This is a genomic window from Pseudomonas oryzihabitans (assembly GCF_024652905.1).
GTDB classification, from domain to species: domain Bacteria; phylum Pseudomonadota; class Gammaproteobacteria; order Pseudomonadales; family Pseudomonadaceae; genus Chryseomonas; species Chryseomonas benzopyrenica.
Window position 1 is genome coordinate 4,821,250 of record NZ_CP102428.1, and the last position, 25,749, is coordinate 4,846,998.

A 25,749-nucleotide genomic window follows, 5' to 3' on the forward strand; every position below is an offset into this window, starting at 1 on the left:
CCTGATTATCGGGCTGTTGCTGGTCATGGTCGGCACCATCATCTGGCGCATCGTCGATCTGCACGTGATCGACCGGGCCTTTCTCAAGGGGCAGGGTGATGCGCGCAGCGTGCGCACCATTCCCATCCCGGCGCACCGTGGCCTGATCACCGATCGCAATGGCGAACCCCTGGCCGTGAGTACGCCGGTCACCACACTGTGGATCAATCCCAAGGAGCTGCTGGGCGCCGAGGATCGCTGGCCGACCCTGGCCGATGCCGTCGGCCAGCCGCGTGCGGAACTGGCCAAACGCATCGAGCAGAACGCCAGCAAGGAATTTCTCTACCTGGCCCGCGGCCTGACGCCCGAGCAGGGCGAAGCGGTGATGAGCCAGGTCAAGGCGCACAAGATTCCTGGTGTCTACGACATCGAGGAATTTCGGCGTTTCTATCCGGCGGGTGAGGTGGCGGCCCATGTGGTCGGCTTCACCGATATCGACGATCACGGCCGCGAAGGCATCGAACTGGCCTTCAACGAATGGCTGTCCGGCGTGCCGGGTCGTCGCCAGGTGGTCAAGGATCGTCGCGGTCGGCTGATCCGCGATGTGCAGGTCGCCAAGAACGCCAAGCCGGGCAATACCCTGGCGCTGTCCATCGACCTGCGTCTGCAGTATCTCGCTGCCCGCGAGCTGCGCAATGCCCTGACCCAGTTCGAAGCCGAGGCCGGCAGCCTCACCATCGTCGACGTCAAGACCGGCGAAGTCCTGGCGATGGTCAACATGCCCACCTACAACCCCAACAACAGACGCAGCCTCGAACCGGCCGCTATGCGCAACCGGGCGATGATCGACGTCATGGAGCCCGGCTCGGTGATGAAGCCGATCTCCATGACCGCAGCGCTCGCCAGCGGTCGCTGGAAGCCCACCGACAAGGTCAACGTCTATCCCGGTTCGCTGCAGATCGGTCGCTACACCATCAAGGACGTCTCCCACAGCGATGGCGCCCTGGACCTGACCGGCATCCTCATCAAGTCCAGCAACGTCGGCATGAGCAAGATCGCCTTCGACGTCGGTGGCGAGAACATCTACAACGCCATGCGCGCCGTGGGCCTCGGCCAGGACACCGGTCTGGGCTTCCCCGGCGAGCGGGTCGGCAATCTGCCCAACCACCGCACCTGGCGTCCGGCCGAGACCGCGACCCTGTCCTATGGCTACGGCCTGGCGGTGACCGCCGTGCAGCTGGCCCATGCCTATTCGGTGCTGGCCAACGACGGGCGCTCGGTACCGCTGTCCATGGTGCGCCTGGATAAGGCTCCGGCCAGCGACCAGGCGGTGGACGAGCGCGTCGCCAAGACCCTGCAAGGCATGCTGCAACAGGTCGTGGAAGCTCCCGGTGGTGCCTTCCGCGCCCAGGTGCCGGGCTACCACGTCGCCGGCAAGAGCGGTACCGCGCGCAAGACCAGCACCGGTACCCGGGGCTATGCCGAAAATTCCTATCGCTCGCTGTTCGCCGGCTTCGGCCCCACCAGCAATCCGCGCCTGGCCGCGGTGGTGGTGATCGACCGTCCCAGCAAGGGCGGCTACTACGGTGGTGTGGTGTCGGCGCCGGTGTTCAGCCGCGTGATGTCCGGCGCTCTGCGCCTGATGAACATCCAGCCGGACAATCTGCAGCCGCTGCCGGTGCAGCAGGCCCAGGCCCAGGCCCAGGCTGCCGCCAAGCCGCTGCTGGTCGGGGAGCGTGATCGATGAGCCGTCTGCTGACCGAACTCCTGTCTGAAGCCAGCGCTGCCGTCGACATCGACGGCCTGGCGCTGGACAGTCGCGACGTTCGGCCGGGCTCGCTGTTCCTCGCCATTCCCGGCTTGCACAGCGATGGCCGTACCCATATCGCCAGTGCCGCCGAACGGGATGCCGCAGCCATCGCCTACGAGGTGAAGGACGCTCCCGCGCTGCCGAACCTGGACATCCCTCTGATCGCCGTCGAAGGGCTGGCCGGCAAGCTTTCCGCCATCGCCGGTCGTTTCCATGGCGAACCCAGCCAGCGCCTGGCGCTGGTCGGCATCACCGGCACCAACGGCAAGACCAGTGTCAGCCAGCTGATCGCCCAGGCCTGCGACCTGCTCGGTCAGCGCTGCGGCATCGTCGGCACCCTGGGTAGCGGCTTCCATGGCGTCCTCGCCGAAGGCCGTCACACCACCCCGGATGCCCTCAAGCTGCAGGCGACCCTGGCAGAACTGGCCGAGGACGGCGCCACTACCGTCGCCATGGAGGTCTCTTCCCATGGCCTGGTCCAGGGCCGGGTGGCAGCGCTGGCCTTCAAGGTCGCGGTCTTCACCAATCTGTCCCGCGACCACCTCGATTACCACGGCACCATGGCCGCCTATGGCGAAGCCAAGGCCCAGTTGTTCGCCTGGCCCGGGCTCGGCACCCGCGTCCTCAATATCGATGATGCCTTTGGCCGCGAGCTGGCAGCTCGCCCCAGCCCGGCAGCGACCCTGACCTACAGCCTGAGCGATCCGGCTGCCAGCATCCATTGCCAGGCTGTCCAGTTCGACGACCACGGCGTGCGCGCCCAGCTGGTCACCGCCCAGGGCACCGGCGAGCTGCGCAGCCAGCTGATCGGACTCTTCAACCTGAGCAATCTGCTGGCCGCCATCGGTGCGCTGCTGGGCTTGGGGCATGGCCTCGACGCCATCCTTGCCATCCTCCCGCAGCTGCAGGGCCCGGCCGGACGCATGCAGCGCCTGGGCGGCGCCGGGCGGCCGCTGGTGGTAGTGGACTATGCACATACCCCCGACGCCCTGGACAAGGTGCTCACTGCCCTGCGGCCCCATGTCGGTGCCCAGGGTCGATTGGTCTGCGTGTTCGGCTGTGGCGGCGATCGCGATCGCGGCAAGCGGCCGGAGATGGCCGCGGTGGCTGAGCGCCTGGCCGACCAGGTGGTGGTGACCGACGACAACCCCCGTACCGAGGATCCGGCCGCCATCGTCGCCGACATTCGCGCGGGCTTCGCGCAGCCCGAGCAGGTGAGCTTCGCCGGCCGGCGCGAGGTGGCAATCGCCCAGGCCGTGGCCGCGGCGACCGCCCAGGACATCGTGGTGCTGGCCGGCAAGGGCCATGAGCCCTACCAGGAAATCGCCGGTGTCCGCCATCCCTTTTCCGATCTCGACCAGGCCGAGCGGGCCCTGACCGCCTGGGAGCGACAGCATGCTTAGATCCTTCACCCTCACCGAAGTGGCCGAGGCCCTGACCGGCAACCTGCTGGGCGCCGATGCCCTGTTCGATGGCGTCGGCACCGACAGTCGCAAGGCCGTGGCCGGACAACTCTTCGTCGCCCTGAGCGGGCCGCGCTTCGATGGTCATGCCTATCTGGCCGACGTGGCCGCCCAGGGCGCCGCGGCAGCCCTGGTGGAGCGCGCCGTGCCCGAGGTTCATCTGCCCCAACTGGTGGTAGCCGACACCCGCCTGGCGTTGGGTCGCCTCGGCGCCTTCAATCGTGATCTGTTCCAAGGCAAGCTCGCCGCCGTGACCGGCTCCAGCGGCAAGACCACGGTCAAGGAACTGCTCGCCGCCATCCTGCGTCAGCAGGGTGCCACGCTGGCCACCCAAGGCAATCTGAACAACGAACTCGGCGCACCCCTGACCCTGCTGCAACTGGCCGCCGAGCACGCCTTCGGCGTCATCGAGCTAGGCGCTTCCCACGTCGGGGACATCGCCTATACCGTGAGCCTGACACGCCCGGATGTCGTTATCATTACCAACGCCGGCCAGGCCCATGTGGGCGAGTTCGGCGGCGTCGATCGTATCGTCGAGGCCAAGGGCGAGATCATCGAAGGCGTGGGCGAGGCGGGCACCGTGGTGCTCAACCGCGATGACGCCGCCTTCGAGACCTGGCAACGCCGTGCGGCCGGGCGCCAAGTCATCGCCTTCGGCCTGGATGCCCGCGCCGATGTCCGCGCCACCGAGGTTAGCCTGGATAGCCAAGGTCGTCCGAGCTTCACCCTGCACACTGCCCAAGACGACGTACGCATCACCCTGCAACTGCTGGGTGCCCACAACGTCGGCAATGCCCTGGCCGCCGCCGCGGCCGCCCTCAGCCTGGGCCTGGACCTGACCACCGTCGCCCGTGGCCTGGCCACAGCGGCACCGGTCCAGGGTCGCACCCTGACCCGCACCAGCCAGCGCGGCGCCCAGGTCATCGACGACAGCTACAACGCCAACCCCGCCTCGGTGAAGGCCGGGATCGATCTGCTGGCTGCCTTGCCGGGCCGTCGGGTGGTGGTCCTGGGCGACATCGCCGAGCTGGGCGAATGGACCGAACAGGGCCATCGCGACGTGGGCGAGCATGCCCGCGGCAAGGTGGACGCCTTCTACAGCGTCGGTCCTTCGATGGCCCATGCGGCCCGCGCCTATGGCGCCGAGGCTCGACATTTCGCCGATCGCGAACAACTGATCGAGGCCCTGGCGGACGAGGACCGGGCCGGAACCACCCTGCTGATCAAGGGATCCCGCAGCGCCGCGATGGACAAGGTCGTCGCCGCGCTCTGCGCTCTCAACACCGAGGAGAAACACTGATGCTGCTGCTGTTGGCGGAGTTCCTGCAACAGTTCTACAAGGGCTTCGCCGTCTTCCAATACCTCAGCCTGCGCGGCATTCTGGGCGTTCTGACCGCCCTGATGCTGTCGTTGTGGCTCGGCCCCTGGATGATCCGCACCCTGCAGATCCGCCAGATCGGCCAGGCCGTACGCAACGATGGCCCCCAGTCGCACCTCTCCAAATCCGGCACTCCCACCATGGGTGGTGCCCTGATCCTGACCACCATCGGCATCAGCACCCTGCTGTGGGCCGATCTGCACAACCGCTATGTCTGGACCGTGCTGGGGGTGACCTTCCTGTTCGGCGCCATCGGCTGGGTCGACGACTATCGCAAGGTGATCGAGAAGAACTCCCGGGGCCTGCCCAGTCGCTGGAAGTACTTCTGGCAATCGGTATTCGGCCTGGGGGCGGCGATCTTCCTCTACATGACGGCCAAGGCCCCAATCGAAACCACCTTGATCCTGCCGCTGCTGAAGAACATCGAAATCCCGCTGGGGATTTTCTTCGTTGTGCTGACCTACTTCGTCATCGTCGGCTCCAGCAACGCGGTCAACCTCACCGATGGCCTCGACGGCCTGGCGATCATGCCCACCGTAATGGTCGGCGGCGCCCTGGGCATCTTCTGCTACCTGTCGGGCAACGTGAAATTCGCCGACTACCTGCTGATTCCCTATGTGGAAGGCTCCGGCGAGCTGATCGTCTTCTGCGGCGCCCTGATCGGGGCGGGTCTGGGCTTCCTCTGGTTCAACACCTATCCGGCCATGGTCTTCATGGGTGACGTCGGCGCCCTGGCGCTGGGCGCTGCTCTCGGCACCATCGCCGTGATCGTCCGCCAGGAAGTGGTGCTGTTCATCATGGGTGGCGTCTTCGTCATGGAGACCCTCTCGGTGGTCATCCAGGTCGCCTCCTTCAAGCTGACCGGCAAACGCGTCTTCCGCATGGCGCCGATCCACCACCATTTCGAATTGAAGGGCTGGCCCGAACCGCGGGTCATCGTGCGCTTCTGGATCATCACCGTGATCCTGGTGCTGTTCGGTCTCGCCACCCTGAAACTGAGGTAATCGCAGTGCTCATCGCTTCCGACCAGTTCCGTATCGTCGTCGGCCTCGGCAAGAGTGGCATGTCGCTGGTGCGCTTTCTCGCGCGCCGGGGCGTGCCCTTTGCCGTGGCCGACACGCGGGAACAGCCGCCGGAACTGGAAACGCTGCGCACCCAGTATCCCGGGATCGAGGTGCGTTGCGGTGAGCTGGATGCCGACTTCCTCTGCCGCGCGGCCGAACTCTATGTGAGCCCTGGCCTGGCTCTGGAAACGCCGGCGCTGCGAGAGGCCGCTGCGCGTGGCGTGCGGCTGTCCGGCGACATCGATCTGTTCGTGCGTCACGCCAAGGCGCCCCTCGTCGCCATCACCGGTTCCAACGCCAAGAGCACCGTCACGACCCTGGTCGGCGATATGGCCCGGCGTGCTGGCAAGCGCGTCGCCGTGGGCGGCAACCTGGGCACTCCGGCGCTGGATCTGCTGGCCGACGACGTCGAGCTCTATGTGCTGGAGCTGTCGAGCTTCCAACTGGAGACCTGCGAGCGGCTCGACGCCGAGGTGGCCACGGTGCTCAACCTCAGCGAAGACCATATGGATCGCTACAGCGGCATGCCGGCCTATCACCAGGCCAAGCACCGCATCTTCCGCGGCGCCCGCCAGGTGGTGGTCAATCGTGACGATGCCCTGTCGCGGCCGCTGATCGGCGAGGGCGTGCCCTGCCTGACCTTTGGCCTGGGACGTCCGGATTTCCGTGCCTTCGGCATTCGCGAGGAGGAGGGCCATCGCTATCTGGCGCTGGCCTTCGACAACCTGCTGGATGTCGAGGAACTCAAGATCCGTGGTACCCACAACCACAGCAATGCCCTGGCCGCATTGGCACTGGGTCAGGCTGCCGGCTTGCCGCTGGCGCCCATGCTGGAGGCGCTACGCGCCTTCCCGGGGCTGGAGCATCGCTGCCAGTGGGTGGGCGAGGTCGCGGGGGTCAACTACTACAACGATTCCAAGGCCACCAACGTCGGCGCTGCCCTGGCGGCGGTCGAAGGCCTGGGTGACGACATCGCCGGGCAACTGGTGCTGATCGCTGGTGGCGACGGCAAGGGCGCCGATTTCAGTGCCCTGCGCGAACCCATCGCGCGTCACTGTCGCGCCGTGGTGCTGCTGGGGCGCGATGCGGCACGGATCGCCGAAATCTTGCCGGCTACCGTGCAACAGGCGCGTGTCACCACCCTGGAAGAAGCCGTGGCCGAGAGCCACCGGCTGGCCCAGCCAGGCGACGCCGTGCTGCTGTCGCCGGCCTGCGCCAGTCTCGACATGTTCCGCAATTTCGAAGAACGCGGACGGCTGTTCGCCCAGGCCGTGGGAGCTTTGGCATGATCCTCAGCCTACTGCGCCCCTATCCCTCGCCGCTGGCCAGCCGCCACGGCATCGACCTGGACTTCCCGCTGCTGGCGGGTTGCCTGCTGCTGCTCGGCCTCGGCCTGGTGATGGTGACTTCGGCTTCCTCCGAGGTGGCCGCTGCCCAGTCGGGCAATCCGCTGTACTTCATGTACCGCCACCTGGTCTACCTGGCGATCGGCTTCGTCTCCTGCGGCGTGGTGATGCTGATTCCCATGGCCACCTGGCAGCGCTTCGGCTTTCCGTTGCTGATCATCGCCTTCCTCCTGCTGGTAGCGGTGCTGGTGCCCGGCATCGGCCGCGAGGTGAACGGTTCCCTGCGCTGGATCGGCTTCGGCATCTTCAACGTGCAGCCCTCGGAGATCGCCAAGGTCTTCGTGGTGCTCTATCTGGCCGGTTACCTGGTTCGTCGTCAGCATGAGGTGCGCCACACCTGGGCCGGCTTCTTCAAGCCCTTCATCGTGCTCCTGCCGATGGCCATGCTGCTGCTGCGCGAACCCGACTTCGGTGCCACCGTAGTGATGATGGGCGCCGCCGGTGCCATGCTGTTCCTTGGCGGCGTCGGTCTGTTCCGCTTCCTGATGATGGTCGCCCTGGCCGTGCTGGCGGTGTTCGTGCTGGTGCAAACCCAGTCCTACCGGATGCAGCGACTGATCACCTTTACCGATCCCTGGGCCGACCAGTTCGGCTCCGGCTACCAGCTGACCCAGGCGCTGATCGCCTTCGGTCGTGGTGGCTGGACCGGTCTCGGCCTGGGCAACAGCATCCAGAAGCAGTTCTATCTGCCCGAAGCCCATACCGACTTCCTCTTCGCCGTGCTGGCCGAAGAGTTGGGACTGATCGGTGCCATGGCCACGGTCGGCCTGTTCCTCTTCGTCTGCGTGCGCGGGCTGTTCATCGGTCACTGGGCCGAGCAGTCCAAGCAGTTCTTCTCGGCCTATGTGGCCTACGGCCTGTCGATGCTCTGGATCGGCCAGTTCCTGATCAACATCGGCGTGAACGTCGGCCTGCTGCCGACCAAGGGCCTGACCCTGCCGTTCCTCAGCTATGGCGGCAGCTCCCTGGTGATCTGCTGCGTGAGCATGGGTCTGCTGCTGCGCATCGAGTGGGAGAGACGCACCCTGGTCGATACCGAGGATGTGGAATTCACCGAAGAGGATTTCGCCGATGTCCGCTAACGTCCTCATCATGGCCGGCGGTACCGGCGGGCACGTCTTCCCGGCCCTGGCCTGCGCCCGTGAATTCGAAGCCCGCGGCTATACCGTGCATTGGCTGGGTACGCCACGTGGCATCGAGAACGACGTGGTGCCCAAGGCCGGCATCAGCCTGCACCACATTCCGGTCACCGGCCTGCGCGGCAAGGGCGTGCGCTCCCTAGTGAAGGCGCCGCTGCAACTCAGCGGTGCGCTCTTGCAGGCCATGGGGCTCATGCGCCGGCTCAAGCCGGTCTGCGTGCTGGGCCTGGGTGGCTTCGTCACCGGTCCCGGTGGCCTGGCCGCCAAGCTGTGCAACATCCCACTGGTGATCCATGAACAGAACGCCCATGCCGGCACCGCCAACCGCCTGCTGGTGCCCATGGCCGCCCGCGTCTGCGAAGGCTTTGCCGACACCTTTCCGGCGTCCGCCAAACGCCTGTCCACCGGTAATCCGGTGCGCGCCGAACTCTTCGCTCCGGTGACCCGCGCACCGCTGGAAGAGCGCGCCGCCAACCTGCTGGTATTGGGCGGCAGCCTGGGCGCCGAGCCGCTCAACAAGCTGTTGCCCGACGCCCTGGCCCAGCTCCCCGCGGGCCTGCGACCCAATGTGCGCCACCAGGCCGGCCGCCAGCATGCCGAGGTGACCGCCGAGCGCTACGCCAACGTCGCCGTGGAGGCCGATGTCCAGCCCTTCATCGCCGACATGGCCGCCGCCTATGCCTGGGCCGATCTGGTGATCTGCCGGGCCGGCGCCCTGACCGTCGCCGAGCTGACCGCCACCGGTCTGCCGGCGCTGCTGATTCCCCTGCCGCACGCCATCGACGACCACCAGACCAGCAATGCCCGCTTCCTGGAGCGCGCCGGTGCCGGTGTGGTGCTGCCGCAACATTCCACCCGCCCGGCGGATCTCGCCGCGCAGCTTACCGAGGTCCTGATGCATCCCGAACGTCTTGCCGGCATGGCCGCTCGCAGCCGTGCCCTGGCCAAACCCGATGCCACCCGTGCAGTCGTCGACGCCTGTCTGGAGGTTGCCCGTGGTTAAGTCGCAAAGTGCCATTCAGGCCGAAGTTCGGCGCATGCGCAGCATCCGCCGCATCCACTTCGTCGGTATCGGCGGCGTCGGCATGTGCGGCATCGCCGAGGTGCTGCTGAACCTGGGCTATGAGGTCTCGGGTTCGGACCTCAAGGAATCCGCGGTGACCGCGCGCCTGCAGCAATTCGGCGCGCGTATCTACATTGGCCACCGCGCCGAGAACCTGGATCAGGTCGACGTGCTGGTGGTGTCCAGCGCCATCAACAGATCCAATCCGGAAGTCTCCGCCGCCCTCGAGCAGCGCATTCCCGTGGTGCCCCGCGCCGAGATGCTCTCCGAGCTGATGCGCTATCGCCACGGCATCGCCGTCGCCGGTACCCATGGCAAGACCACCACCACCAGTCTGATCGCCTCGGTATTCGCGGCCGAAGGCCTGGACCCGACCTTCGTCATCGGCGGCCGCCTCAATGCCGCCGGTACCAATGCCCAGCTCGGCACCAGCCGCTACCTGATCGCCGAGGCCGACGAGAGCGACGCCAGCTTCCTGCATTTGCAGCCCATGGTTGCCGTGGTCACCAACATCGACGCCGACCACATGAGCACCTACGAGGGTGACTTCAATCGGCTCAAGCGCACCTTCGTCGACTTCCTGCACAACCTGCCGTTCTATGGCCTGGCCGTGCTCTGCGTCGACGATCCGGTGGTGCGCGAGATCATTCCCCAGGTCGCCCGGCCCACCGTCACCTACGGCACCGCCGAGGACGCCGACGTCCGGGCCGTGGACATCCGCCAGGACGGCATGCGCACCTATTTCACCGTGCTGCGCGAGGGCCGCGCGCCCCTGGCGGTCTCGGTCAACATGCCGGGCGTGCACAACGTGCTCAACGCCCTGGCCACCATCGCCATCGCCACCGACGAAGGCGTCAGTGACGAGGCCATCCTCAATGGCCTGTCCGGCTTCCAGGGGGTAGGGCGGCGCTTCCAGGTCTACGGCGAACTGCCGGTCGCCGGTGGCAGCGTCATGCTGGTGGACGACTACGGTCACCACCCGCGCGAAGTCGCCGCGGTGATCAAGGCCGTGCGCGGTGGCTGGCCCGAGCGCCGGCTGGTGATGGTCTATCAGCCGCACCGCTTCAGTCGCACTCGCGATCTCTACGAAGACTTCGTCCAGGTGCTAGCCGATGCCAACGTCCTTTTGCTGATGGAAGTCTATCCGGCCGGCGAAGAACCCATTCCTGGAGCCGACAGCCGCCAGCTCTGCCACAGCATCCGCCAGCGCGGTCAGCTCGATCCCATCTATGTGGAGCGCGGCAGCAACATCGCCCCGCTGGTCAAGCCGCTGCTGCGCCCGGGCGACATCCTGCTCTGCCAGGGCGCGGGCGACATCGGCGCACTGGCACCGCAACTGCTCAACCACCCGCTGTTCGCCACCGCCGCGACCGCCGGGAGTTCGGCATGAGCCGTCATCCGTACAACCCCTTGCCGGCAGCCGCTGTTGCCGGCGCGCACGTGGAGGGCTGAACCTTGGTCGCCACCCTACGTCACAACCAGCCCGGCTTCGGTCGGTCGCGCAACGTCGAGCAACGCGGAGCCAGTCGTCTGGTCGCCGAAGAGCCGCTGTCGACGCGCCTGCCGCGTCCCAGCCTGGGTCTGCTCAAGCGCATCCTCTGGCCGTTCCTGCTGCTGGGGCTGGGCTTCGGCACCTATGAAGGCGCCCAGCGGCTGCTGCCCTATGCCGACCGGCCGATCGCCAAGGTCAGCGTCAAGGGCGATCTCTCCTACATCAGCCAGGCGGCGGTGCAGCAACGGATCGCGCCCTTCGTCGGCACCACCTTCTTCCAGGTCGACCTGGCCGACATGCGCCATGAACTGGAAACCATGCCGTGGATCGCCCATGCCGAGGTGCGCCGCGTCTGGCCGGACGAGATCAGCATCCGCCTGGAAGAGCAGATGCCCATCGCCCGCTGGGGCGACGAGGCGCTGCTGAACAACCAGGGTGAGGCTTTTGCCCCGCAGGATCTGGCCAACTATGACAATCTACCGCGGCTGTACGGCCCCAAGCGGGCCCAGCAGCAAGTGATGCAGCAGTACCAGATGTTCAGCCAGATGCTCCGGCCGCTCGGTTACACCGTGGCGCGTCTGGAAATGCACGAGCGTGGCAGCTGGTACCTCACCACCGGTCAGGGCCTGGAACTGGTGTTCGGCCGCGACCAGCTGGTGGAAAAGATGCGGCGCTTCATGCGCCTGTACGATCAGGTGCTCAAGGCACAGATGGACAATATCGCGCGGATCGATCTGCGTTATCCGAACGGTCTGGCCGTGGCCTGGCGTGATCCCGCTGTCGCCGCCACCCCCGTGACCGAACCGGCCAAGCATTGAGGAGAAGTTTTTTACTATGGCAAGCGTGCAAAGCGGCAAGATGATCGTCGGCCTCGACATCGGCACTTCCAAGGTCGTGGCTCTGGTCGGCGAGGTGTCTTCCGATGGTCAGATCGAGATCGTCGGGATCGGCACCCATCCGTCGCGCGGGCTCAAGAAGGGCGTGGTGGTCAACATCGAGTCCACCGTCGCCTCCATCCAGCGGGCCATCGAAGAAGCCCAGCTGATGGCCGGTTGCCGGATCCACTCGGCCTTCGTCGGCATTGCCGGCAATCACATCCGCAGCCTGAATTCCCACGGCATCGTGGCGATCCGCGATCGTGAAGTGAGCCCTGCGGACATCGAGCGGGTGCTCGATGCCGCCCAGGCGGTAGCCATTCCCGCCGACCAGCGCGTACTGCACACCCTGGCCCAGGACTATGTGATCGACAACCAGGAAGGGGTACGCGAGCCCCTGGGCATGTCCGGCGTGCGCCTGGAAGCCAAGGTTCATGTGGTGACCTGCGCCGTCAACGCCGCGCAGAACATCGAGAAATGTGTTCGCCGTTGCGGCCTGGAAGTCGACGACATCATTCTGGAACAGTTGGCCTCGGCCTATTCGGTACTGACCGACGACGAAAAGGAACTGGGCGTCTGCCTGGTGGATGTCGGTGGCGGCACTACCGACATAGCCATCTTTACCGAAGGCGCCATCCGCCATACGGCGGTAATACCCATTGCTGGCGACCAAGTCACAAATGACATTGCCATGGCCTTGAGAACCCCGACGCAATATGCCGAAGAAATCAAGATTCGGTATGCTTGTGCCTTGGCGAAACTGGCTGGACCGGGCGAAACCATCAAGGTGCCCAGTGTAGGTGATCGTCCGCCGCGAGAATTGTCGCGTCAGGCCCTCGCGGAAGTGGTCGAGCCCCGTTACGATGAGCTATTCACACTGGTGCAAGCGGAACTGCGCCGCAGTGGTTACGAGGATCTGATCCCCGCTGGGATCGTACTCACCGGTGGTACTGCGAAGATGGAAGGCGCGGTCGAACTGGCGGAAGAGATTTTCCATATGCCGGTACGCCTGGGGGTGCCCCAGACGGTCAAGGGTCTGACTGACGTAATCAGCAACCCGATCTATTCCACAGGCGTCGGCCTGTTGCTCTATGGTCTGCAAAAGCAGACCGATCCTTTGCCGGTTGTTTCTGGCGGATATAGCAGCGAAACCAAATCCACAGTCCTGGAACGCATGAAGCGTTGGGTCCAGGGCAACTTGTAATTCACAATTAAACCGCGGCAGTAGGCGAAGATCCGAAAGGAAGAGAGGGGACCATGTTCGAACTCGTAGACAACATTCCACAAAGCGCCGTGATCAAAGTCATCGGCGTGGGCGGTGGCGGTGGCAACGCCGTCAACCACATGGTCAAAAGCGGTGTTGAAGGCGTCGAATTCATCTGTGCAAATACCGACGCCCAGGCCCTGAAGAACGTCACATCCCGTACCGTGCTGCAACTCGGCCCAGGCGTCACCAAGGGTCTGGGTGCCGGCACCAACCCGGAAATCGGCCGCCAGGCGGCCATGGAAGATCGTGAGCGCATCGCCGAAGTCCTCGAAGGTGCCGACATGGTCTTCATCACCACCGGCATGGGCGGTGGCACTGGTACCGGTGCCGCGCCGATCATCGCTGAAGTGGCCAAGGAAATGGGTATCCTGACCGTTGCCGTGGTCACCCGTCCGTTCCCCTTCGAAGGCCGCAAGCGCATGCAGGTCGCCGACGAAGGCATTCGCTCCCTGTCCGAATGTGTCGACTCGCTGATCACCATCCCCAACGAGAAGCTGCTGACCATTCTGGGCAAGGACGCCAGCCTGCTGGCCGCCTTCGCCAAGGCTGACGACGTCCTCGCCGGCGCCGTTCGCGGTATCTCCGACATCATGCAGCGTCCCGGCCTGATGAACGTCGACTTCGCCGACGTCAAGACCGTGATGGGCGAGATGGGCATGGCCATGATGGGTACCGGCCACGCCAGCGGTCCGAACCGTGCGCGCGAAGCCACCGAAGCCGCCATCCGCAATCCGTTGCTGGAAGACGTCAACCTGCACGGCGCTCGCGGCATCCTGGTCAACATCACCGCTGGCCTGGATCTGTCCCTGGGTGAATACGCCGCCGTCGGCGAGATCATCGAGGACTTCGCCTCCGAACACGCCACCGTCAAGGTTGGCGCGGTGATCGATCCGGAAATGCGCGACGAGCTGCACGTCACCGTGGTCGCCACCGGCCTGGGCGCGCGCATCGAGAAGCCGGTCAAGGTGGTGGACAACACCGCTCAGACCCTGGCCGCTGCCCGTCAGGAAACCGCTCCCGTCAATTACGACGACCTCAAGTACCCGACCTCGATGCGCTCCGGTCGTGGCAGCCAGCAGCATGGCGGCTCGGCAGCGGCGACCAAGGTCAATCCCAACGACGACCTGGATTACCTGGACATCCCGGCCTTCCTGCGTCGTCAGGCTGATTGATCGGGTATATCACAAGCCAGGGTGTGATTAGTGGGCATCGATTTTCGCTTCTGCTATCATCGCGACTTCGTTGAACACCATTCGCACCCTGCGACCGAGCGGCCCTGGCATGATTAGACAACGCACCCTCAAGAACACCATTCGCGCCACCGGCGTCGGCCTGCATTCCGGGGAGAAGGTGTACCTGACCCTGAAGCCGGCTCCCGTCGATACGGGGATCGTGTTCCGTCGCACCGATCTCGATCCGGTCGTGGAAATCCCGGCCTGGGCCGAGAACGTGGGTGAAACCACCATGTCGACCAACCTGTTCAGTGACAGTGGCGTCAAGGTTGGTACCGTTGAACACCTGCTGTCGGCCATGGCCGGTCTGGGTATCGACAACGCCTACGTCGAGCTGTCCGCGGTCGAAGTGCCGATCATGGACGGCAGCGCCGGTCCCTTCGTGTTCCTGATCCAGTCCGCGGGTCTGCAGGAACAGGAAGCGGCCAAGCAGTTCATCCGCATCAAGCGTGAAGTGAGCGTCGTCGACGGTGACAAGCGCGCCACCTTCGTGCCCTTCGATGGCTTCAAGGTGACCTTCGAGATCGACTTCGATCACCCGGTGGTCAACAACCGTACCCAGAAAGCCTCGGTGGATTTCTCGAGCACCTCCTTCCTCAAGGAAGTCAGCCGTGCCCGTACCTTCGGCTTCATGCGTGACCTGGAATTCCTGCGTTCGCACAATCTGGCCCTGGGTGGCAGCGTCGACAACGCCATCGTGGTGGACGAGAAGGGTGTGATCAACGAAGACGGTCTTCGCTACGAAGACGAATTCGTCAAGCACAAGATCCTCGACGCCATTGGCGACCTCTACCTGCTCGGCAAGAGCCTCATTGGCGAATTCCGCGGCTACAAGTCCGGCCATGCCATGAACAATCGCCTGCTGCGTGCGCTGCTGGCTGATCGTGATGCCTGGGAAGTGGTGACCTTCGAAGACTCCGGTCTGGCACCCATTTCCTATATGAGACCCGCGGCTGCCGTCTGAGCCTGGTCCCAAGCAAAAGCCCTGCATTCGCAGGGCTTTTTTTATGATCGCCGAAAGGTCTAGCGACGCGTCAGGGGCTCGCCCTGAAAGCTCACGCCGGCCAGGCCCTGGGCGACGAGGGCGCGGATGTTGGCGTGATCGCTGCCCTCCGGCGTCTGCAGCACGCTGCGGTAGTGCTCGCCAAAGGCCAGCAGGGCTTCCTCATCGCTCAGGCCTTCGAGCCTGGCCAGACCCAGGGTCTTGCAGGAGCCTTCGTTCTGGCCCGCGGCATTGTCCACCCCGCCGTTGCGAAAGGCGGTGGGCTGGTAGTGGTAGTGCTCGGCGACGAAGACCAGGGTGTCGGCGAAGGCGTGATCGCCCTGGGCCAGGCTGGCGCGAAAGCGGGAGAGGTCGCTCATTTGCGCTGCTGCTCCTGGAAGGCCGCGGCCTGGGTCGGGGAGGCCTCGGTCTGATGCTGGGCTTTCCAGTCCGCGTAGGGCATGCCGTAGACGACTTCGCGGGCGTCATCGAGACTCAGCTCCAGACCCTTGTCGTCGGCTGCGGCCTTGTACCACTTGGACAGGCAGTTACGGCAGAAGCCGGACAGATTCATCAGGTCGATGTTCTGCACATCGGTACGCTTGCGCAGGTGCTCGACCAGGGTGCGGAAGGCGGCGGCCTCCAGTTCCAGGCGGTCTTGTTCGGTCATGACTGATTCCTCTTGCTAGCGACGGCCATGGCGCAGGTGGCGCCCGCCGTTGACGGTGAAGGTGCTGCCGGTCGCGTATTGGGTCGACAGCAGATAGAGCACGGTATCCACGATGGGGTCGGCGCCGGGTTCGAAATCCAGCAGCGCCTTGTCCAGGGTCGCCTGGCGATAGGCCTCGTCGGCGCCTTCCTTGAAGATCAGCAGCCCTGGCGCGATGGTGTTGACCCGCACCGTGGGGGCAAGGGCCTCGGCAAAGGACAGGGTCAGATTGTGCAGGGCGGCCTTGGTGGCGGCGTAGCCGATGTGATTGCGGCTGCCACGGGTCGCGCTGTCGTCGCCGATATGGATGATGTCGGCCCGGGGTGCGGCCAAGAGCAGATCTTGCAGGCCCAGGTTGAGATGGTAGGGCGCTTCCAGATGCAGGCGATAGAGCAGCCGCAGATTGTCCAGGCCATCTTCAGCCCAGACCGAGGCGTTGTGCACGATACCGCGCAGTGCGAGGTGACGTTCATGGAGCTGCTGCAGCAGGGTGTCACGCTGCGCCTCTTCGGTCAGATCGACCTGATAGGCTTCGAGCTCGAGGTCACGCAAGGGGCCGGGATCGTCGCGATAGACGGCAATGACGGGTTGGCCCTCGGCCAGCAGCCGGCGGGTCAAGGCGAGACCGACGCGGCGATTGGCGCCGGTGACCAGAAGGGGAAGGGTTGCGGACATGAAAGGTACCCGATCCTGATGAGCGAAGCGGTCATGAGGCTGGCTGCTATTGTACGCATTCGACTCGTCAGGATGCAGGCTGATCCGCTATCGACCTAGCGAGCGCTGCCCCGCCAGCCGTTGGCCCGCGACGAGGCGTTGTGCAGCCAGCCCTTCAACGCCCGGGTGATGAGGGGAATGAAGACGCAGACCATCACCGGCGTAAGGATCAGGGTGCTCAGCAGGATGCGTGGCAGCAACGGCAGATGCGCCAGGTAATCGCCAAAGGCGGCATTGAACAGCAGGGAGATGGGAAAGAACGCCAGCCAGACGGCAATGCTCTGCTTCCAGCGCGGCGGCGGCTGGAGGCCGGCACCGAACCAGTCGTCCATGCCCTGAGCCCGTCGTGCCTGGGGCGCTTCGAACAGGCCCTGGCCACGCTCCAGCCAGAGGCGCCGGGTGTCCGAGTGTTCCCACTCGTCCAGGGTCTGGGGGCAGGCGAAGCGAAAGATGATCTGCACCAGGTTGTCGCCCGGTGGCGGGGTCAGGACACCCGAGCCGAGATAGCCGGGATACCCGGTGGCCAGGGCTTCGCCTTCGCGCAGCCAGACCAGAAAGGCGTCGTATTGGCCGGCCGCGACGCGCCGCGCGACCATGAGGGTAACAGGCTGATTCATGCTTCAACTCCGGGCGATCGGGCCGGATAGGCCGGATGCCATCACGCCGCCGGGTAGGCGGGCAGGTGGCGAAAACGCCTGGGGTAGCAGGCGGCGCTAGCATAACAAGCCTTGAGACCCTTGGCTGCAGCGGGGGTTGCCAGCGGAGGCGTCTTGCTGACGGAGCGCCAAGCCCTGCCGGGCCAGGCATACTGGGCGGGATTCCACGCAAGAGGTCCGTATGAAAGTCGCACTGTTGAATGGCTCGGTCTATGGCACCGCGGAAGATATCGCCCGTCAGGTGAAGGCGCGGCTGAGCGCGGCAGGCCATGAGGTCTGGCACCAGCCCAATGCCGATCTCGCCAGCCTGGAGGCCTTCGCACCCGAAGCCTTGCTGGCCATTACCTCCACCACCGGCATGGGCGAACTGCCCGCCAATCTCGAGTCGCTGTATTTCCAGCTGCGCGATCGGCTGCCGCCCTGGTCCGGACGGCCCGGCGCCGTGCTGGCCCTGGGTGATTCCAGCTATGGCGACACCTATTGCGGCGGCGGCGAGCTGATGCAGGAGTTGTTCGCCGAGCTGGGGCTGCGCGAACTGCTGCCCATGCTGCGCATCGACGCCAGCGAAACGGTGACGCCGGACGAAGATGCCGAGCGCTGGGTCGCCGAGGTCATCGCCGCGCTGGGCTGATCTTGCCCGGGCGGCAAAGCTGCTTTACCCGTCCAGATCCCGCCACCTGGCCCGGTTTGCTGTCCTCGTCCCCTCAGCCTCGGTATCCTTGAGCGCCTGATGACTGTTTGAGATGGAGCCCTGGGTGAATAGATATCTGCGCCTGGCTCTGGAGCTGTGCGGATTGGGCGCGCTGTGGGGCGTGGGTACCTGGCTGGCGACCTCCTTCGTCTTGCCGGTACCGGGCGGTGTGGTAGGGCTGGCCATGCTGCTGTTGCTGCTGGCCGCGCGCCTCGTCGAGCCGGAATGGTTGCAGGGTGGCGTGCGTCTGCTGCTGGGTGAGATGCTGCTGTTCTTCATTCCCGCGCTGTTGAGTCTGCTCGACTATGGCCCGCTGCTGCGGCAGGAGGGCGTGCGCATCCTGCTGGCGATCCTGCTCAGCACCGTGCTGACGATGGTCGCCACCGCCTATACCGTGGACTGGATGTTCCGCCGCCGGGGGCGTCGCGATGCTTGATCTGCCCGGACTCTTCTGGCTGCTGCTGACGGTGGCGGGCTATGTGGTGAGTCGACTGCTCTATGCCCGGTTGCGCTGGTATGTGGTCAGTCCGATCATCTTCGTCACGGTGCTGCTCTATGCCGCCACCCTCTGGCAGCAGGTGAGCTATGCCGAATACGCCCACTACAGCCACTGGCTGATCACCCTGCTGGGACCGGCGACGGTGGCCTTCGCCGTGCCGATCTGGCAGCAACGCCGCTTGCTGGCGCGCTACTGGCAGGCGCTGCTGGCCGGACTCTGCGTCGGCAGCGGTGTGGCCATCGGCAGTTCCTGGCTGCTGGCCCGGCTGCTGCTGCTCGACGACCGGGTGCTGCTGTCCATGTTGCCGCGCTCCATCAGCACCCCCTTCGCCATGCCGATGTCCGCGACCGTCGGCGGCGTCCCCGAATTGACCGCGGCCTTCGTGATGATCACCGGACTGGGTGGGGCCATCCTCGGCAGCCTGCTGATCAAGCTGCTGCCGCTCAAGTCGGCGCTGGCCCGTGGCGCCCTGTTCGGCATGGGCGCCCATGGCGTGGGCACCAGCAAGGCCTACGAGGTCGGCCTGGAAGAGGGCACTGTGGCCGGCCTGGTCATGGTACTGGCCGGCCTGAGCAATCTGCTCGGTGCGCAGCTGGTGCTCTGGCTGTTACGCGGCTAGTGCAGGGTGGCGGAAGGGGCGCTCAATTGCTCCAGCCGCCGCCGTACCTGCTCGCGTTCGGCATCGTCTTCGCTAATCAGCAGGGCGTGCTGCAGGTCGTAGCGCTCGGCCTGGGGACAGTCGAGTTGGCGGTACAGATCGGCGCGCGCCAGATGATCGATGACCCCGACCGCTCCCAGTTCGATGACGCGCTGGGCATCCTTGAGCGCGGCCAGCGGCTGGTCGCTCTGGCGATGCAATTCACGCAGATTGCGCGAGAGACGCTGCATCATCTGCCGCGGTCCCAGGGGCGCCAGGTAGCTGGCCTGCAATTGTGCGGTGGGGCCGAATTGATCCACCAGGAGTTGGCGGCAGTCGTTCATGTACAGGCGTCGCCCGCCGAAGGGTTCGAGCAGATGATCCGCGCCCGGCACGCGCAGCAGGAAATGGCCGGGAAAACCGATGCCCTGCAGGACGATCTCCAGGCGTCGGGCCAGTTCCAGGGCCACCAAGGCGATCGACAGGGGTTGGCCGCGCCGTCGCGCCAGAACCTCATCGAGCAGGGCGGCGGTGGGATTCAGGGGCCACTCGGCGGCGCGAAAGCCGGCATCGCACAGTTGCCGTAACAAGGCCTGGGCACGCTCGGCGTGACTGGCATCGCCATCCAGGGTGGCGACCAGACGCAGGGCCAGCTCATCCAGCGAGTGCAGCAGGGCGGAGGGATCGATCTGTTCATGGTGCTCGGCCGCGATCCACAGGGCGGCTTCCAGCAGCCGGGGATCGGGCCGGTCCAGGCAGGCGAGGCAGAATAGACGCGCGTCCACAGCAGACTCCAGGGCCCTTGGGGCCTTTTCCTCAGGTTTTAGCCTGCCAGTGCGTGGTCGTCCAGTCTGCGACAGTTGTGCACTGGTCGGCGGTCCGGCTTCCCGCTATAAGAACGGCTGGTGCCAGAGCAATCTTGAGAGTGGGAATTCCAGCATGGACGAATCTTCGAATGGACGTCTTCACCCTTGTGCAGGGAGCAGCTGGCCATGAAGTGGGCAGACAGCGGTCGCAAACGCATGCACGACGGGGCGAACTCCCTTGGCAACCTGATGGTGGAAGGTTTCCACTACTTCGGCCTGTTCGCCATCGGCGCGGCCACGGCCTGGGCCTCGGTGATGGCCTTCATGGGCATGGTCGACAAGGGCCAGGCGAGCATCGATGACATTCTCCTGCTCTTCATCTACCTGGAATTGGGTGCCATGGTCGGCATCTACTTCAAGACCAACCACCTGCCCATCCGCTTTCTGCTCTACATCGCCATCACTGCCCTGACCCGCTATCTGATCGGCGATGTCTCGCACCATCGGCCACCGGATGCTGGGCTGCTGTATCTCTGCGGCGGGATCTTTCTGCTGTCGCTCTCGGTACTGGCGGTCCGCGTCGCCTCGAACAAGTTTCCTTCCAGCAAGGTGCTCGATGCCACGGGGGATGTGGTGGGCGAGGGCGACAAGTAGCTTGCGCAGTCCCTATCCGCTTCGCTCCTGGCGACGCGGCTGGCCGAGCCAGGTGCCGCGCCGTCAGGATGACCAGCCGGTCGGGGCCTAGCGATCCAGTGGCGCCAGCAGCTGGGCCAGGTCACTTTCGGTCAGACGCCAGTCGCCGCTGTTCTCGCTGAGGATGCCCGCGCTCAGGCGCGCCTTTTCCTGTTGCAGCTGCTGAATGCGTTCTTCCAGGGTGCCGCGGGCGATCAGCTTGTAGACGAACACCGGCCGGTCCTGGCCGATACGGTAGGCGCGGTCGCTGGCCTGCTGCTCGGCGGCCGGATTCCACCAGGGATCGAAGTGGATCACGGTATCCGCCGCGGTCAGGTTGAGACCGCTGCCGCCGGCCTTGAGGCTGAGCAGGAACACCGGTACCTCGCCATTCTGGAAGCGTTGCACCGGGGTGCGCCGATCCCGCGTCTCGCCGGTCAGGGTGACGTACTCGATGCCGCGCTGATCGAGGTCGGCGGCGATGAGATCGAGCATGCTGGTGAACTGGGAGAACACCAGGACCCGGCTGCCGCCGGGCAGCAGGGCGTCGAGTCGTTCGTTCAGCGCCGCCAGTTTCGCCGAGGGCTTGGCCACGCTGTCGTCTTCGTTGGGCACCAGGCGCAGATCGCAGCAGACCTGACGCAGCCGTAGCAGGGCATCGAGGATCAGCAGTTGGCTGCGGCCGATGCCCTGGCGGGCGATCTCGGCGCGGACGCGTTCGTCCAGCAGCAGCCGCAGGTCTTCGTAACGCTCGCGTTGCGCCGTGCTGAGTTCCACCAACTGGATGATCTCGGTCTTGGGCGGCAACTCGCTGGCGACCCGCTGTTTGGTACGGCGCAGCATGAAGGGCCGCACCCGTGCCTTGAGCGCCGCCAGGCGTTGCACATCGCCTTCGCGCTCCACCGGAATGCGATAGGCCTGCTTGAAGCCCTTCTCGTCCCCCAGCCAGCCAGGCATCAGGAAGTGGAATTGCGACCAGAGTTCGCCCAGGTGGTTTTCCAGCGGCGTGCCGGTCAGGCAGAGGCGATGGCGGGCGCGCAGGTGACGTGCGGCCTGGGCGGCCTTGGTGGCGGCGTTCTTGATCGACTGGGCTTCGTCCAGTACCTGCAGGTGAAAGTCGTAGCTGGCCAGGCGCTCGGCATCACGGGGCAGCAGCGCATAGGTGGTGAGCACCACGTCGTGCTCGGGAATGCGCTCGAAGCGACTGCTGCGAGCGCTGCCCTGCAGGGTCAGCACGCGCAGACCAGGGGCAAAACGGGCGATCTCGTCCTGCCAGTTGGGGATCAGACTGGTCGGCATGACGATCAGCGCCGGCGCGGTCAGGCGGCCGGCGGCCTGTTCGACGAGAATGTGCGCCAGGGTCTGCAGCGTCTTGCCCAGGCCCATGTCGTCGGCGAGGATGCCGCCGACGTCCAGTTCGCGCAGGGCCTGCAGCCAGGCCACGCCTTCGCGCTGATAGGGGCGCAATTCGGCATGCAGGGTGTCCGGCAGGACCACTGGCTCGGCGGCATAGCTGCGCAGGCGCTCGGCGAAGCTTCTCAGGCGTTCGCCGCCTTCCCATTCCAGCGGCAGGCGCTCGTCCAGTTCGGCCAGGCGCGCGGCGTCCAGGCGCGGCAGGCGCAGGGCACGGTCCTGGCTGAGACGGTCGGTGGCATAGAGTTCACCAAGGATCTGCAGGATCGGCTTGAGTCGCCCCAGGGGCACGGCGACCCGTTGCACCCGGCCCTGCTGGCCGGTAACCCGCGGAGGATCGATGCGCAGCAGCACGGGTTCGTCGTCGGCGCGTTTGGCCAGCATCGCCGGTTCGTACTGCGAGGGTTCGCGGCGGATGGCGTCGATCAGCAGCGGAATCAGACTGACGCGGCGCTGGCCCAGGCGGATGCCCAGCTCGACATCGAACTGAGCATCGGCGGCGGTGTGGCCCTGCACCTCTTCGAGGTGGCCGTACCAGCCTGCCACCGGCGTCAGATCGAAGGTGAATTCGGGCTGGGCTTCGATCTGCCAGCCGGCTTCGCGCAGGCCGGGGATGACCTGCTGCACGAATCTGAGCCAAGCGGGGTCGTCCGGCAGTTCGAACATCTCGCCACTGTCCTCGGGCAGCGCAGCGCTGCGGCGGGTCGCCAGGCGCAGCCCGTGATCGAGCAGCGTCTGCCGCCAGCGTTGTTCGGCCTGCAGCTGGCGAGTGGGATAGCTGGCATCGGGGGTGCGGGGCAGGGCGCCGAACAGCCGCCGTGGGCCATAGGCGAAGGCCAGGGCGGCGCGATGGCGCACCGTGGGCCTCATCTTGCCGATATGGCGGTCGTAATCGATTTGGGTATGGCTGCCGAGGGTCAGCACCGGTTGCGGCAGCTCCGGATTGGCGACCGGCATGGCCGGCAATTCGGCCTCACTGCGTTGCAGCCGTTCGAGCTCGATGAGGGCGGCGGCGGCATGCTTGCAGTTGCGGCCGACCGGACAGGTGCAGCGGGCGTCGACCCGCCAGGCGGTCTCGCCCGCGCGCAGGCTGATCGCCTGCCGATAGGCCGGCCCGGCCGGGCTGTGGCACTCGGCATAGAGCTGGCCCTTGGCGGCCGAGCGCAGTTGCACCAGGCCGTCGAGCGCCAGTCGCCGACCACGCTCGTAGTTGCGCTCCGTGAAGGCGCCTTTCCAGTCCTGCCACTTGAGCCGTTCGAAACGTAACGCCATCGTTCACCCAGGCTGTTCGCACCAAACCGGCTATTCTGCCACAGTCGGCCGGACGCTCGTCGGACTCCCTTGATCTATGTGAGAATGAGAATATAGTGCATTTAACGGGGTGAGGAGCGAGATGATGCGTGAACAACCGTTAGCCAGCGTAGCCCTGATCAAGGCCAGCCGCCTGGAGGCCCGACGGGAAGGGCGCTTGCGCTCGTTGCAGCGTGGCATCCTGATCGCTTGCAGCCTGGGCGTGCTCGGCGCGGCCGCCTTGCACCTGGCGTACCTCGCCCTGGGCGGTTTCTAGGCCAGCCAGGTCTTATCTGGTCCAAGAAAAAGCCCCGAGCAGTCGCCTGTTCGGGGCTTTTTCGTCAGCGCCGGTCAAGGACCGGCGGCAGGGATCAGACCAGCAGGTCGCCCACGCGGTACATCTTCATGGTGTTGGTGCCGTCACGCTTGGTGTAGCTGTCGCCCTTGGTCAGGATGACCCAGTCACCGTGCTCGACGATGCCGCGCTTGAGCAGCTCGTCCACCGCCGCCTGGCTCACCTTGTTCGCCGGCATGGTGGTCGGGTCGAAGGGGATGGTGTGCACGTTGCGGAACAGCGCGGTGCGGGCCTGGGTGGCGCGGCTCGAGGCGAAGGAGAAGATCGGCACCGAGGAGCGCAGGCGCGACATGATCAGCGGGGTGTAGCCGGTGTCGGTCAGGCTGATGATGGCCTTCACGCCCGGGAAGTGGTTGGCCACATAGATGGAGGCCAGGGCGATACTCTCGTCCCACCGGGTGAAGGTATGGCCCAGGCGGTGGCTGGACAGCTTGCTGGTGGGCTGCTTCTCGGCACCGACGCAGACGCGCGCCATGGCTTTGACCGCTTCCACCGGGTACTGGCCGGCGGCGCTCTCGGCGGAGAGCATCACGGCATCGGTGTTGTCCAGTACGGCGTTGGCCACGTCTGAGACTTCCGCGCGGGTCGGCATGGGGCTGCTGATCATTGACTCCATCATCTGGGTCGCGGTGATCACCGCCTTGTTGAGGCGACGGGCGTGGGAAATGATGCGCTTCTGGATGCCCACCAGCTCGGCATCACCGATTTCCACGCCCAGGTCGCCCCGGGCCACCATCACGGCATCGCTGGCGTGGATCAGGCCGTCCAGCGCTTCGTCGTCGGCCACGGCTTCGGCGCGTTCGATCTTGGCCACCAGCCAGGACTTGCCGCCGGCGGCTTCCATCAGGCGTCGGGCTTCGTGCATGTCTTCGGCGTCACGCGGGAAGGACACGGCCAGGTAGTCGACCTCCATGGAGGCGGCCAGCTTGATGTCTTCGCGGTCCTTGTCGGTCAGCGCCGGGGCGGTGAGGCCGCCGCCACGCCGGTTGATGCCCTTGTGATCGGACAGCGGGCCGCCGATCAGGGTGGTGCAATGCAGTTCGGTGGCGGTCATGCCTTCCACGCGCAGGACCACGCGGCCATCGTCCAGCAGCAGTTCGTCACCCACGCGGCAGTCGGTGACCAGGCCCGGGTAGTCGATGCCGACCACTTCTTCGGTGCCTTCGGTGCGGGGATGGGCGATGGACAGGCGGAAGGGATCGCCGACCTTGAGTTCGATGCGCTTGTTGACGAACTTGGCGATGCGGATCTTCGGACCCTGGAGGTCGCCGAGCAGGGCGACATGGCGACCGTGCTTGGCGGCGAGATCCCGTACCAGCTGACCACGAGCCCGGTGCTCGTCGGGCGTGCCATGCGAGAAGTTCAGGCGGGCGACGTCGATGCCGGCGATGATGAGCTGCTCGAGGACTTCCGGAGAATTGCTGGCCGGGCCCAGGGTGGCGACGATCTTGGTACGGCGATAAATCATGCAGTCTTTCCTTTAGCGGATTGCAATCATGAGTCGACGCCTCGGAACCTGTTCACGATCTGCTGCGCGTCGGCCAAACGGCGTTGGAAATGCCTTGTTTGTCTCTAGCTCGCGAGAGCGTGAACAGGTGCTCGGCGCCGAGTCGACGTAGAACACGGAGCGCACCTCATTGTAGCGCTGTCGCGTGGCCAGCACATGACGGCTTTTCGCAGCTCTGTCACACCAATGGTCGTTTGCCCTCAAGAAGCGGGCCCCGGCGCCGATCTAGCGAACAGGAGGACTTTTCATGCGCCCTTATCTCTGCCTGTTCCTGCTGTTCGGCCTCAGCGGCTGCACCAGCGTTTCGATGAATTCCTATCTGGATGCCGCCTATAAATCCTACAGCGAAGGCGACTGCACCAATGCTCTGCTGCAGATCTCCCAGGCTGAGCGCAAAGGCCGGGCACGGCCCTGGCTGCAACCGGAGTTTTCCATGCTGCGCGGCCAGTGCCTGGAGCAGCAGCAACTGTACGCCGACGCGGCCCAGACCTATCGTTTCATCCAGGTCCGTTTTCCGGCCAGCGAATACGCCTATCGGGCCCAGGCCCGACTGGACACCCTGCGCCAATTGGGGCTAGATGGCGGAACGGCCGTTGCGACGCCCCAGCCGGTGCGAAAACTACCGCAGCGCTGAGCTTTCCAGGACGTTG

Annotated in this window: 25 protein-coding genes; 18 read left to right on the forward strand and 7 right to left on the reverse strand. The window is 65.6% G+C overall.

Going from position 1 to position 25,749, the window contains the following annotated elements; translation table 11 throughout:
• Nucleotides 1-25: 25 nt before the first annotated feature.
• The 12 genes from NRG74_RS22320 (at nucleotide 26) to lpxC (ending at nucleotide 15,132) form a co-directional block, all read left to right on the forward strand.
• Complete coding sequence (locus NRG74_RS22320; RefSeq protein WP_371913898.1) at nucleotides 26-1,726, forward strand: peptidoglycan D,D-transpeptidase FtsI family protein; 1,701 nt, start codon at nucleotides 26-28, stop codon at nucleotides 1,724-1,726.
• Nucleotides 1,723-3,192 (forward strand): UDP-N-acetylmuramoyl-L-alanyl-D-glutamate--2,6-diaminopimelate ligase, encoded by a 1,470-nt coding sequence (locus NRG74_RS22325; RefSeq protein ID WP_257705383.1) that lies wholly within the window; start codon nucleotides 1,723-1,725, stop codon nucleotides 3,190-3,192. The genes NRG74_RS22320 and NRG74_RS22325 overlap by 4 nt, the downstream gene beginning before the upstream one ends.
• On the forward strand, nucleotides 3,185-4,552 hold the full coding sequence (locus NRG74_RS22330; RefSeq protein WP_068383385.1) for a UDP-N-acetylmuramoyl-tripeptide--D-alanyl-D-alanine ligase: 1,368 nt from the start codon (nucleotides 3,185-3,187) through the stop codon (nucleotides 4,550-4,552). The genes NRG74_RS22325 and NRG74_RS22330 overlap by 8 nt, the downstream gene beginning before the upstream one ends.
• Nucleotides 4,552-5,634, forward strand: a complete 1,083-nt coding sequence (mraY, locus tag NRG74_RS22335; protein WP_017640710.1) for a phospho-N-acetylmuramoyl-pentapeptide-transferase — start codon at nucleotides 4,552-4,554, stop codon at nucleotides 5,632-5,634. Before NRG74_RS22330 ends, mraY begins: the two co-directional genes overlap by 1 nt.
• Before the next feature lie 59 nt (nucleotides 5,635-5,693).
• A complete protein-coding gene (gene murD, locus NRG74_RS22340; RefSeq protein ID WP_257706632.1) occupies nucleotides 5,694-6,983 on the forward strand; it encodes a UDP-N-acetylmuramoyl-L-alanine--D-glutamate ligase in 1,290 nt (429 codons plus the stop codon).
• Nucleotides 6,983-8,182: a putative lipid II flippase FtsW gene (gene ftsW, locus NRG74_RS22345; protein ID WP_133862632.1), complete on the forward strand. Its 1,200-nt coding sequence runs from the start codon at nucleotides 6,983-6,985 to the stop codon at nucleotides 8,180-8,182. Before murD ends, ftsW begins: the two co-directional genes overlap by 1 nt.
• The gene (murG, locus tag NRG74_RS22350) at nucleotides 8,172-9,242 is read left to right on the forward strand and encodes an undecaprenyldiphospho-muramoylpentapeptide beta-N-acetylglucosaminyltransferase (RefSeq protein ID WP_257705385.1); all 1,071 of its coding nucleotides are present in this window, start codon (nucleotides 8,172-8,174) and stop codon (nucleotides 9,240-9,242) included. Before ftsW ends, murG begins: the two co-directional genes overlap by 11 nt.
• 34 nt (nucleotides 9,243-9,276) lie before the next feature.
• Complete coding sequence (gene murC, locus NRG74_RS22355; protein WP_017640706.1) at nucleotides 9,277-10,692, forward strand: UDP-N-acetylmuramate--L-alanine ligase; 1,416 nt, start codon at nucleotides 9,277-9,279, stop codon at nucleotides 10,690-10,692.
• Nucleotides 10,693-10,757: 65 nt separating this feature from the next.
• Complete coding sequence (locus tag NRG74_RS22360) at nucleotides 10,758-11,612, forward strand: cell division protein FtsQ/DivIB (protein ID WP_017640705.1); 855 nt, start codon at nucleotides 10,758-10,760, stop codon at nucleotides 11,610-11,612.
• A 16-nt stretch (nucleotides 11,613-11,628) separates the two neighbouring features.
• Nucleotides 11,629-12,873, forward strand: coding sequence for a cell division protein FtsA (gene ftsA, locus NRG74_RS22365; protein WP_017640704.1), 1,245 nt, complete (start codon nucleotides 11,629-11,631; stop codon nucleotides 12,871-12,873).
• A 53-nt stretch (nucleotides 12,874-12,926) separates the two neighbouring features.
• Complete coding sequence (gene ftsZ, locus NRG74_RS22370) at nucleotides 12,927-14,108, forward strand: cell division protein FtsZ (RefSeq protein WP_017640703.1); 1,182 nt, start codon at nucleotides 12,927-12,929, stop codon at nucleotides 14,106-14,108.
• Nucleotides 14,109-14,217: 109 nt separating this feature from the next.
• Nucleotides 14,218-15,132 carry a UDP-3-O-acyl-N-acetylglucosamine deacetylase gene (gene lpxC, locus NRG74_RS22375; RefSeq protein ID WP_017640702.1) on the forward strand — a complete coding sequence of 305 codons (915 nt, stop codon included), beginning with the start codon at nucleotides 14,218-14,220 and terminating at the stop codon, nucleotides 15,130-15,132.
• 59 nt (nucleotides 15,133-15,191) lie between these two features.
• On the opposite strand, the gene NRG74_RS22380 is transcribed toward lpxC, so the two are convergent.
• The 4 genes from NRG74_RS22380 to NRG74_RS22395 form a co-directional block, all read right to left on the reverse strand.
• Nucleotides 15,192-15,530: a HopJ type III effector protein gene (locus NRG74_RS22380; RefSeq protein WP_257705390.1), complete on the reverse strand. Its 339-nt coding sequence runs from the start codon at nucleotides 15,528-15,530 to the stop codon at nucleotides 15,192-15,194.
• Nucleotides 15,527-15,820 carry a DUF1244 domain-containing protein gene (locus NRG74_RS22385; protein WP_160923821.1) on the reverse strand — a complete coding sequence of 98 codons (294 nt, stop codon included), beginning with the start codon at nucleotides 15,818-15,820 and terminating at the stop codon, nucleotides 15,527-15,529. The genes NRG74_RS22380 and NRG74_RS22385 overlap by 4 nt, the downstream gene beginning before the upstream one ends.
• Before the next feature lie 15 nt (nucleotides 15,821-15,835).
• The gene (folM, locus tag NRG74_RS22390) at nucleotides 15,836-16,534 is read right to left on the reverse strand and encodes a dihydromonapterin reductase (RefSeq protein WP_017640699.1); all 699 of its coding nucleotides are present in this window, start codon (nucleotides 16,532-16,534) and stop codon (nucleotides 15,836-15,838) included.
• Nucleotides 16,535-16,629: 95 nt separating this feature from the next.
• Complete coding sequence (locus NRG74_RS22395) at nucleotides 16,630-17,190, reverse strand: antibiotic biosynthesis monooxygenase (protein WP_026083804.1); 561 nt, start codon at nucleotides 17,188-17,190, stop codon at nucleotides 16,630-16,632.
• A 220-nt stretch (nucleotides 17,191-17,410) separates the two neighbouring features.
• Between NRG74_RS22395 and NRG74_RS22400 the strand changes: the two genes are divergently transcribed.
• The 3 genes from NRG74_RS22400 to NRG74_RS22410 all read left to right on the forward strand — a co-directional run bounded on the left by NRG74_RS22400 (nucleotide 17,411) and on the right by NRG74_RS22410 (nucleotide 19,038).
• A complete protein-coding gene (locus NRG74_RS22400; protein WP_017640697.1) occupies nucleotides 17,411-17,860 on the forward strand; it encodes a flavodoxin in 450 nt (149 codons plus the stop codon).
• Between the two features lie 112 nt (nucleotides 17,861-17,972).
• Entirely contained in the window at nucleotides 17,973-18,356 is a 384-nt protein-coding gene (locus NRG74_RS22405; RefSeq protein WP_257705393.1) for a CidA/LrgA family protein, read from the forward strand.
• Complete coding sequence (locus NRG74_RS22410; RefSeq protein ID WP_017640695.1) at nucleotides 18,349-19,038, forward strand: LrgB family protein; 690 nt, start codon at nucleotides 18,349-18,351, stop codon at nucleotides 19,036-19,038. The genes NRG74_RS22405 and NRG74_RS22410 overlap by 8 nt, the downstream gene beginning before the upstream one ends.
• On the opposite strand, the gene NRG74_RS22415 is transcribed toward NRG74_RS22410, so the two are convergent.
• Entirely contained in the window at nucleotides 19,035-19,841 is an 807-nt protein-coding gene (locus NRG74_RS22415) for a SirB1 family protein (RefSeq protein ID WP_257705398.1), read from the reverse strand. The genes NRG74_RS22410 and NRG74_RS22415 overlap by 4 nt on opposite strands.
• Before the next feature lie 201 nt (nucleotides 19,842-20,042).
• On the opposite strand from NRG74_RS22415, the gene NRG74_RS22420 reads away from it, so the two are divergent.
• Complete coding sequence (locus NRG74_RS22420) at nucleotides 20,043-20,516, forward strand: phosphate-starvation-inducible protein PsiE (RefSeq protein WP_026083802.1); 474 nt, start codon at nucleotides 20,043-20,045, stop codon at nucleotides 20,514-20,516.
• Nucleotides 20,517-20,603: 87 nt separating this feature from the next.
• Here NRG74_RS22420 and NRG74_RS22425 read toward each other — a convergent pair whose 3' ends face one another.
• Nucleotides 20,604-23,219, reverse strand: coding sequence for a DEAD/DEAH box helicase (locus NRG74_RS22425; protein WP_257705399.1), 2,616 nt, complete (start codon nucleotides 23,217-23,219; stop codon nucleotides 20,604-20,606).
• A gap of 121 nt (nucleotides 23,220-23,340) precedes the next feature.
• Between NRG74_RS22425 and NRG74_RS22430 the strand changes: the two genes are divergently transcribed.
• Entirely contained in the window at nucleotides 23,341-23,514 is a 174-nt protein-coding gene (locus tag NRG74_RS22430) for a hypothetical protein (protein WP_173148919.1), read from the forward strand.
• 94 nt (nucleotides 23,515-23,608) lie between these two features.
• Here the strand turns inward: NRG74_RS22430 and pyk are convergent, their stop codons facing one another.
• The gene (pyk, locus tag NRG74_RS22435) at nucleotides 23,609-25,060 is read right to left on the reverse strand and encodes a pyruvate kinase (RefSeq protein ID WP_007162037.1); all 1,452 of its coding nucleotides are present in this window, start codon (nucleotides 25,058-25,060) and stop codon (nucleotides 23,609-23,611) included.
• A gap of 286 nt (nucleotides 25,061-25,346) precedes the next feature.
• Here pyk and NRG74_RS22440 point away from each other — a divergent pair, with 286 nt between their 5' ends.
• On the forward strand, nucleotides 25,347-25,733 hold the full coding sequence (locus NRG74_RS22440) for a tetratricopeptide repeat protein (RefSeq protein WP_017640690.1): 387 nt from the start codon (nucleotides 25,347-25,349) through the stop codon (nucleotides 25,731-25,733).
• Nucleotides 25,734-25,749 lie beyond the last annotated feature (16 nt).

Coding starts and splice junctions, on each gene's coding strand:
- NRG74_RS22320 (WP_371913898.1), top strand. CDS start 26: ATGGTCGGCACCATCATCTGGCGCATCGTCGATCTGCACGTGATCGAC.
- NRG74_RS22325 (WP_257705383.1), top strand. CDS start 1,723: ATGAGCCGTCTGCTGACCGAACTCCTGTCTGAAGCCAGCGCTGCCGTC.
- NRG74_RS22330 (WP_068383385.1), top strand. CDS start 3,185: ATGCTTAGATCCTTCACCCTCACCGAAGTGGCCGAGGCCCTGACCGGC.
- mraY (WP_017640710.1), top strand. CDS start 4,552: ATGCTGCTGCTGTTGGCGGAGTTCCTGCAACAGTTCTACAAGGGCTTC.
- murD (WP_257706632.1), top strand. CDS start 5,694: ATGTCGCTGGTGCGCTTTCTCGCGCGCCGGGGCGTGCCCTTTGCCGTG.
- murG (WP_257705385.1), top strand. CDS start 8,172: ATGTCCGCTAACGTCCTCATCATGGCCGGCGGTACCGGCGGGCACGTC.
- murC (WP_017640706.1), top strand. CDS start 9,277: ATGCGCAGCATCCGCCGCATCCACTTCGTCGGTATCGGCGGCGTCGGC.
- ftsA (WP_017640704.1), top strand. CDS start 11,629: ATGGCAAGCGTGCAAAGCGGCAAGATGATCGTCGGCCTCGACATCGGC.
- ftsZ (WP_017640703.1), top strand. CDS start 12,927: ATGTTCGAACTCGTAGACAACATTCCACAAAGCGCCGTGATCAAAGTC.
- lpxC (WP_017640702.1), top strand. CDS start 14,218: ATGATTAGACAACGCACCCTCAAGAACACCATTCGCGCCACCGGCGTC.
- NRG74_RS22380 (WP_257705390.1), bottom strand. CDS start 15,530: ATGAGCGACCTCTCCCGCTTTCGCGCCAGCCTGGCCCAGGGCGATCAC.
- NRG74_RS22385 (WP_160923821.1), bottom strand. CDS start 15,820: ATGACCGAACAAGACCGCCTGGAACTGGAGGCCGCCGCCTTCCGCACC.
- folM (WP_017640699.1), bottom strand. CDS start 16,534: ATGTCCGCAACCCTTCCCCTTCTGGTCACCGGCGCCAATCGCCGCGTC.
- NRG74_RS22395 (WP_026083804.1), bottom strand. CDS start 17,190: ATGAATCAGCCTGTTACCCTCATGGTCGCGCGGCGCGTCGCGGCCGGC.
- NRG74_RS22400 (WP_017640697.1), top strand. CDS start 17,411: ATGAAAGTCGCACTGTTGAATGGCTCGGTCTATGGCACCGCGGAAGAT.
- NRG74_RS22405 (WP_257705393.1), top strand. CDS start 17,973: ATGGAGCCCTGGGTGAATAGATATCTGCGCCTGGCTCTGGAGCTGTGC.
- NRG74_RS22410 (WP_017640695.1), top strand. CDS start 18,349: ATGCTTGATCTGCCCGGACTCTTCTGGCTGCTGCTGACGGTGGCGGGC.
- NRG74_RS22425 (WP_257705399.1), bottom strand. CDS start 23,219: ATGGCGTTACGTTTCGAACGGCTCAAGTGGCAGGACTGGAAAGGCGCC.
- NRG74_RS22430 (WP_173148919.1), top strand. CDS start 23,341: ATGATGCGTGAACAACCGTTAGCCAGCGTAGCCCTGATCAAGGCCAGC.
- pyk (WP_007162037.1), bottom strand. CDS start 25,060: ATGATTTATCGCCGTACCAAGATCGTCGCCACCCTGGGCCCGGCCAGC.
- NRG74_RS22440 (WP_017640690.1), top strand. CDS start 25,347: ATGCGCCCTTATCTCTGCCTGTTCCTGCTGTTCGGCCTCAGCGGCTGC.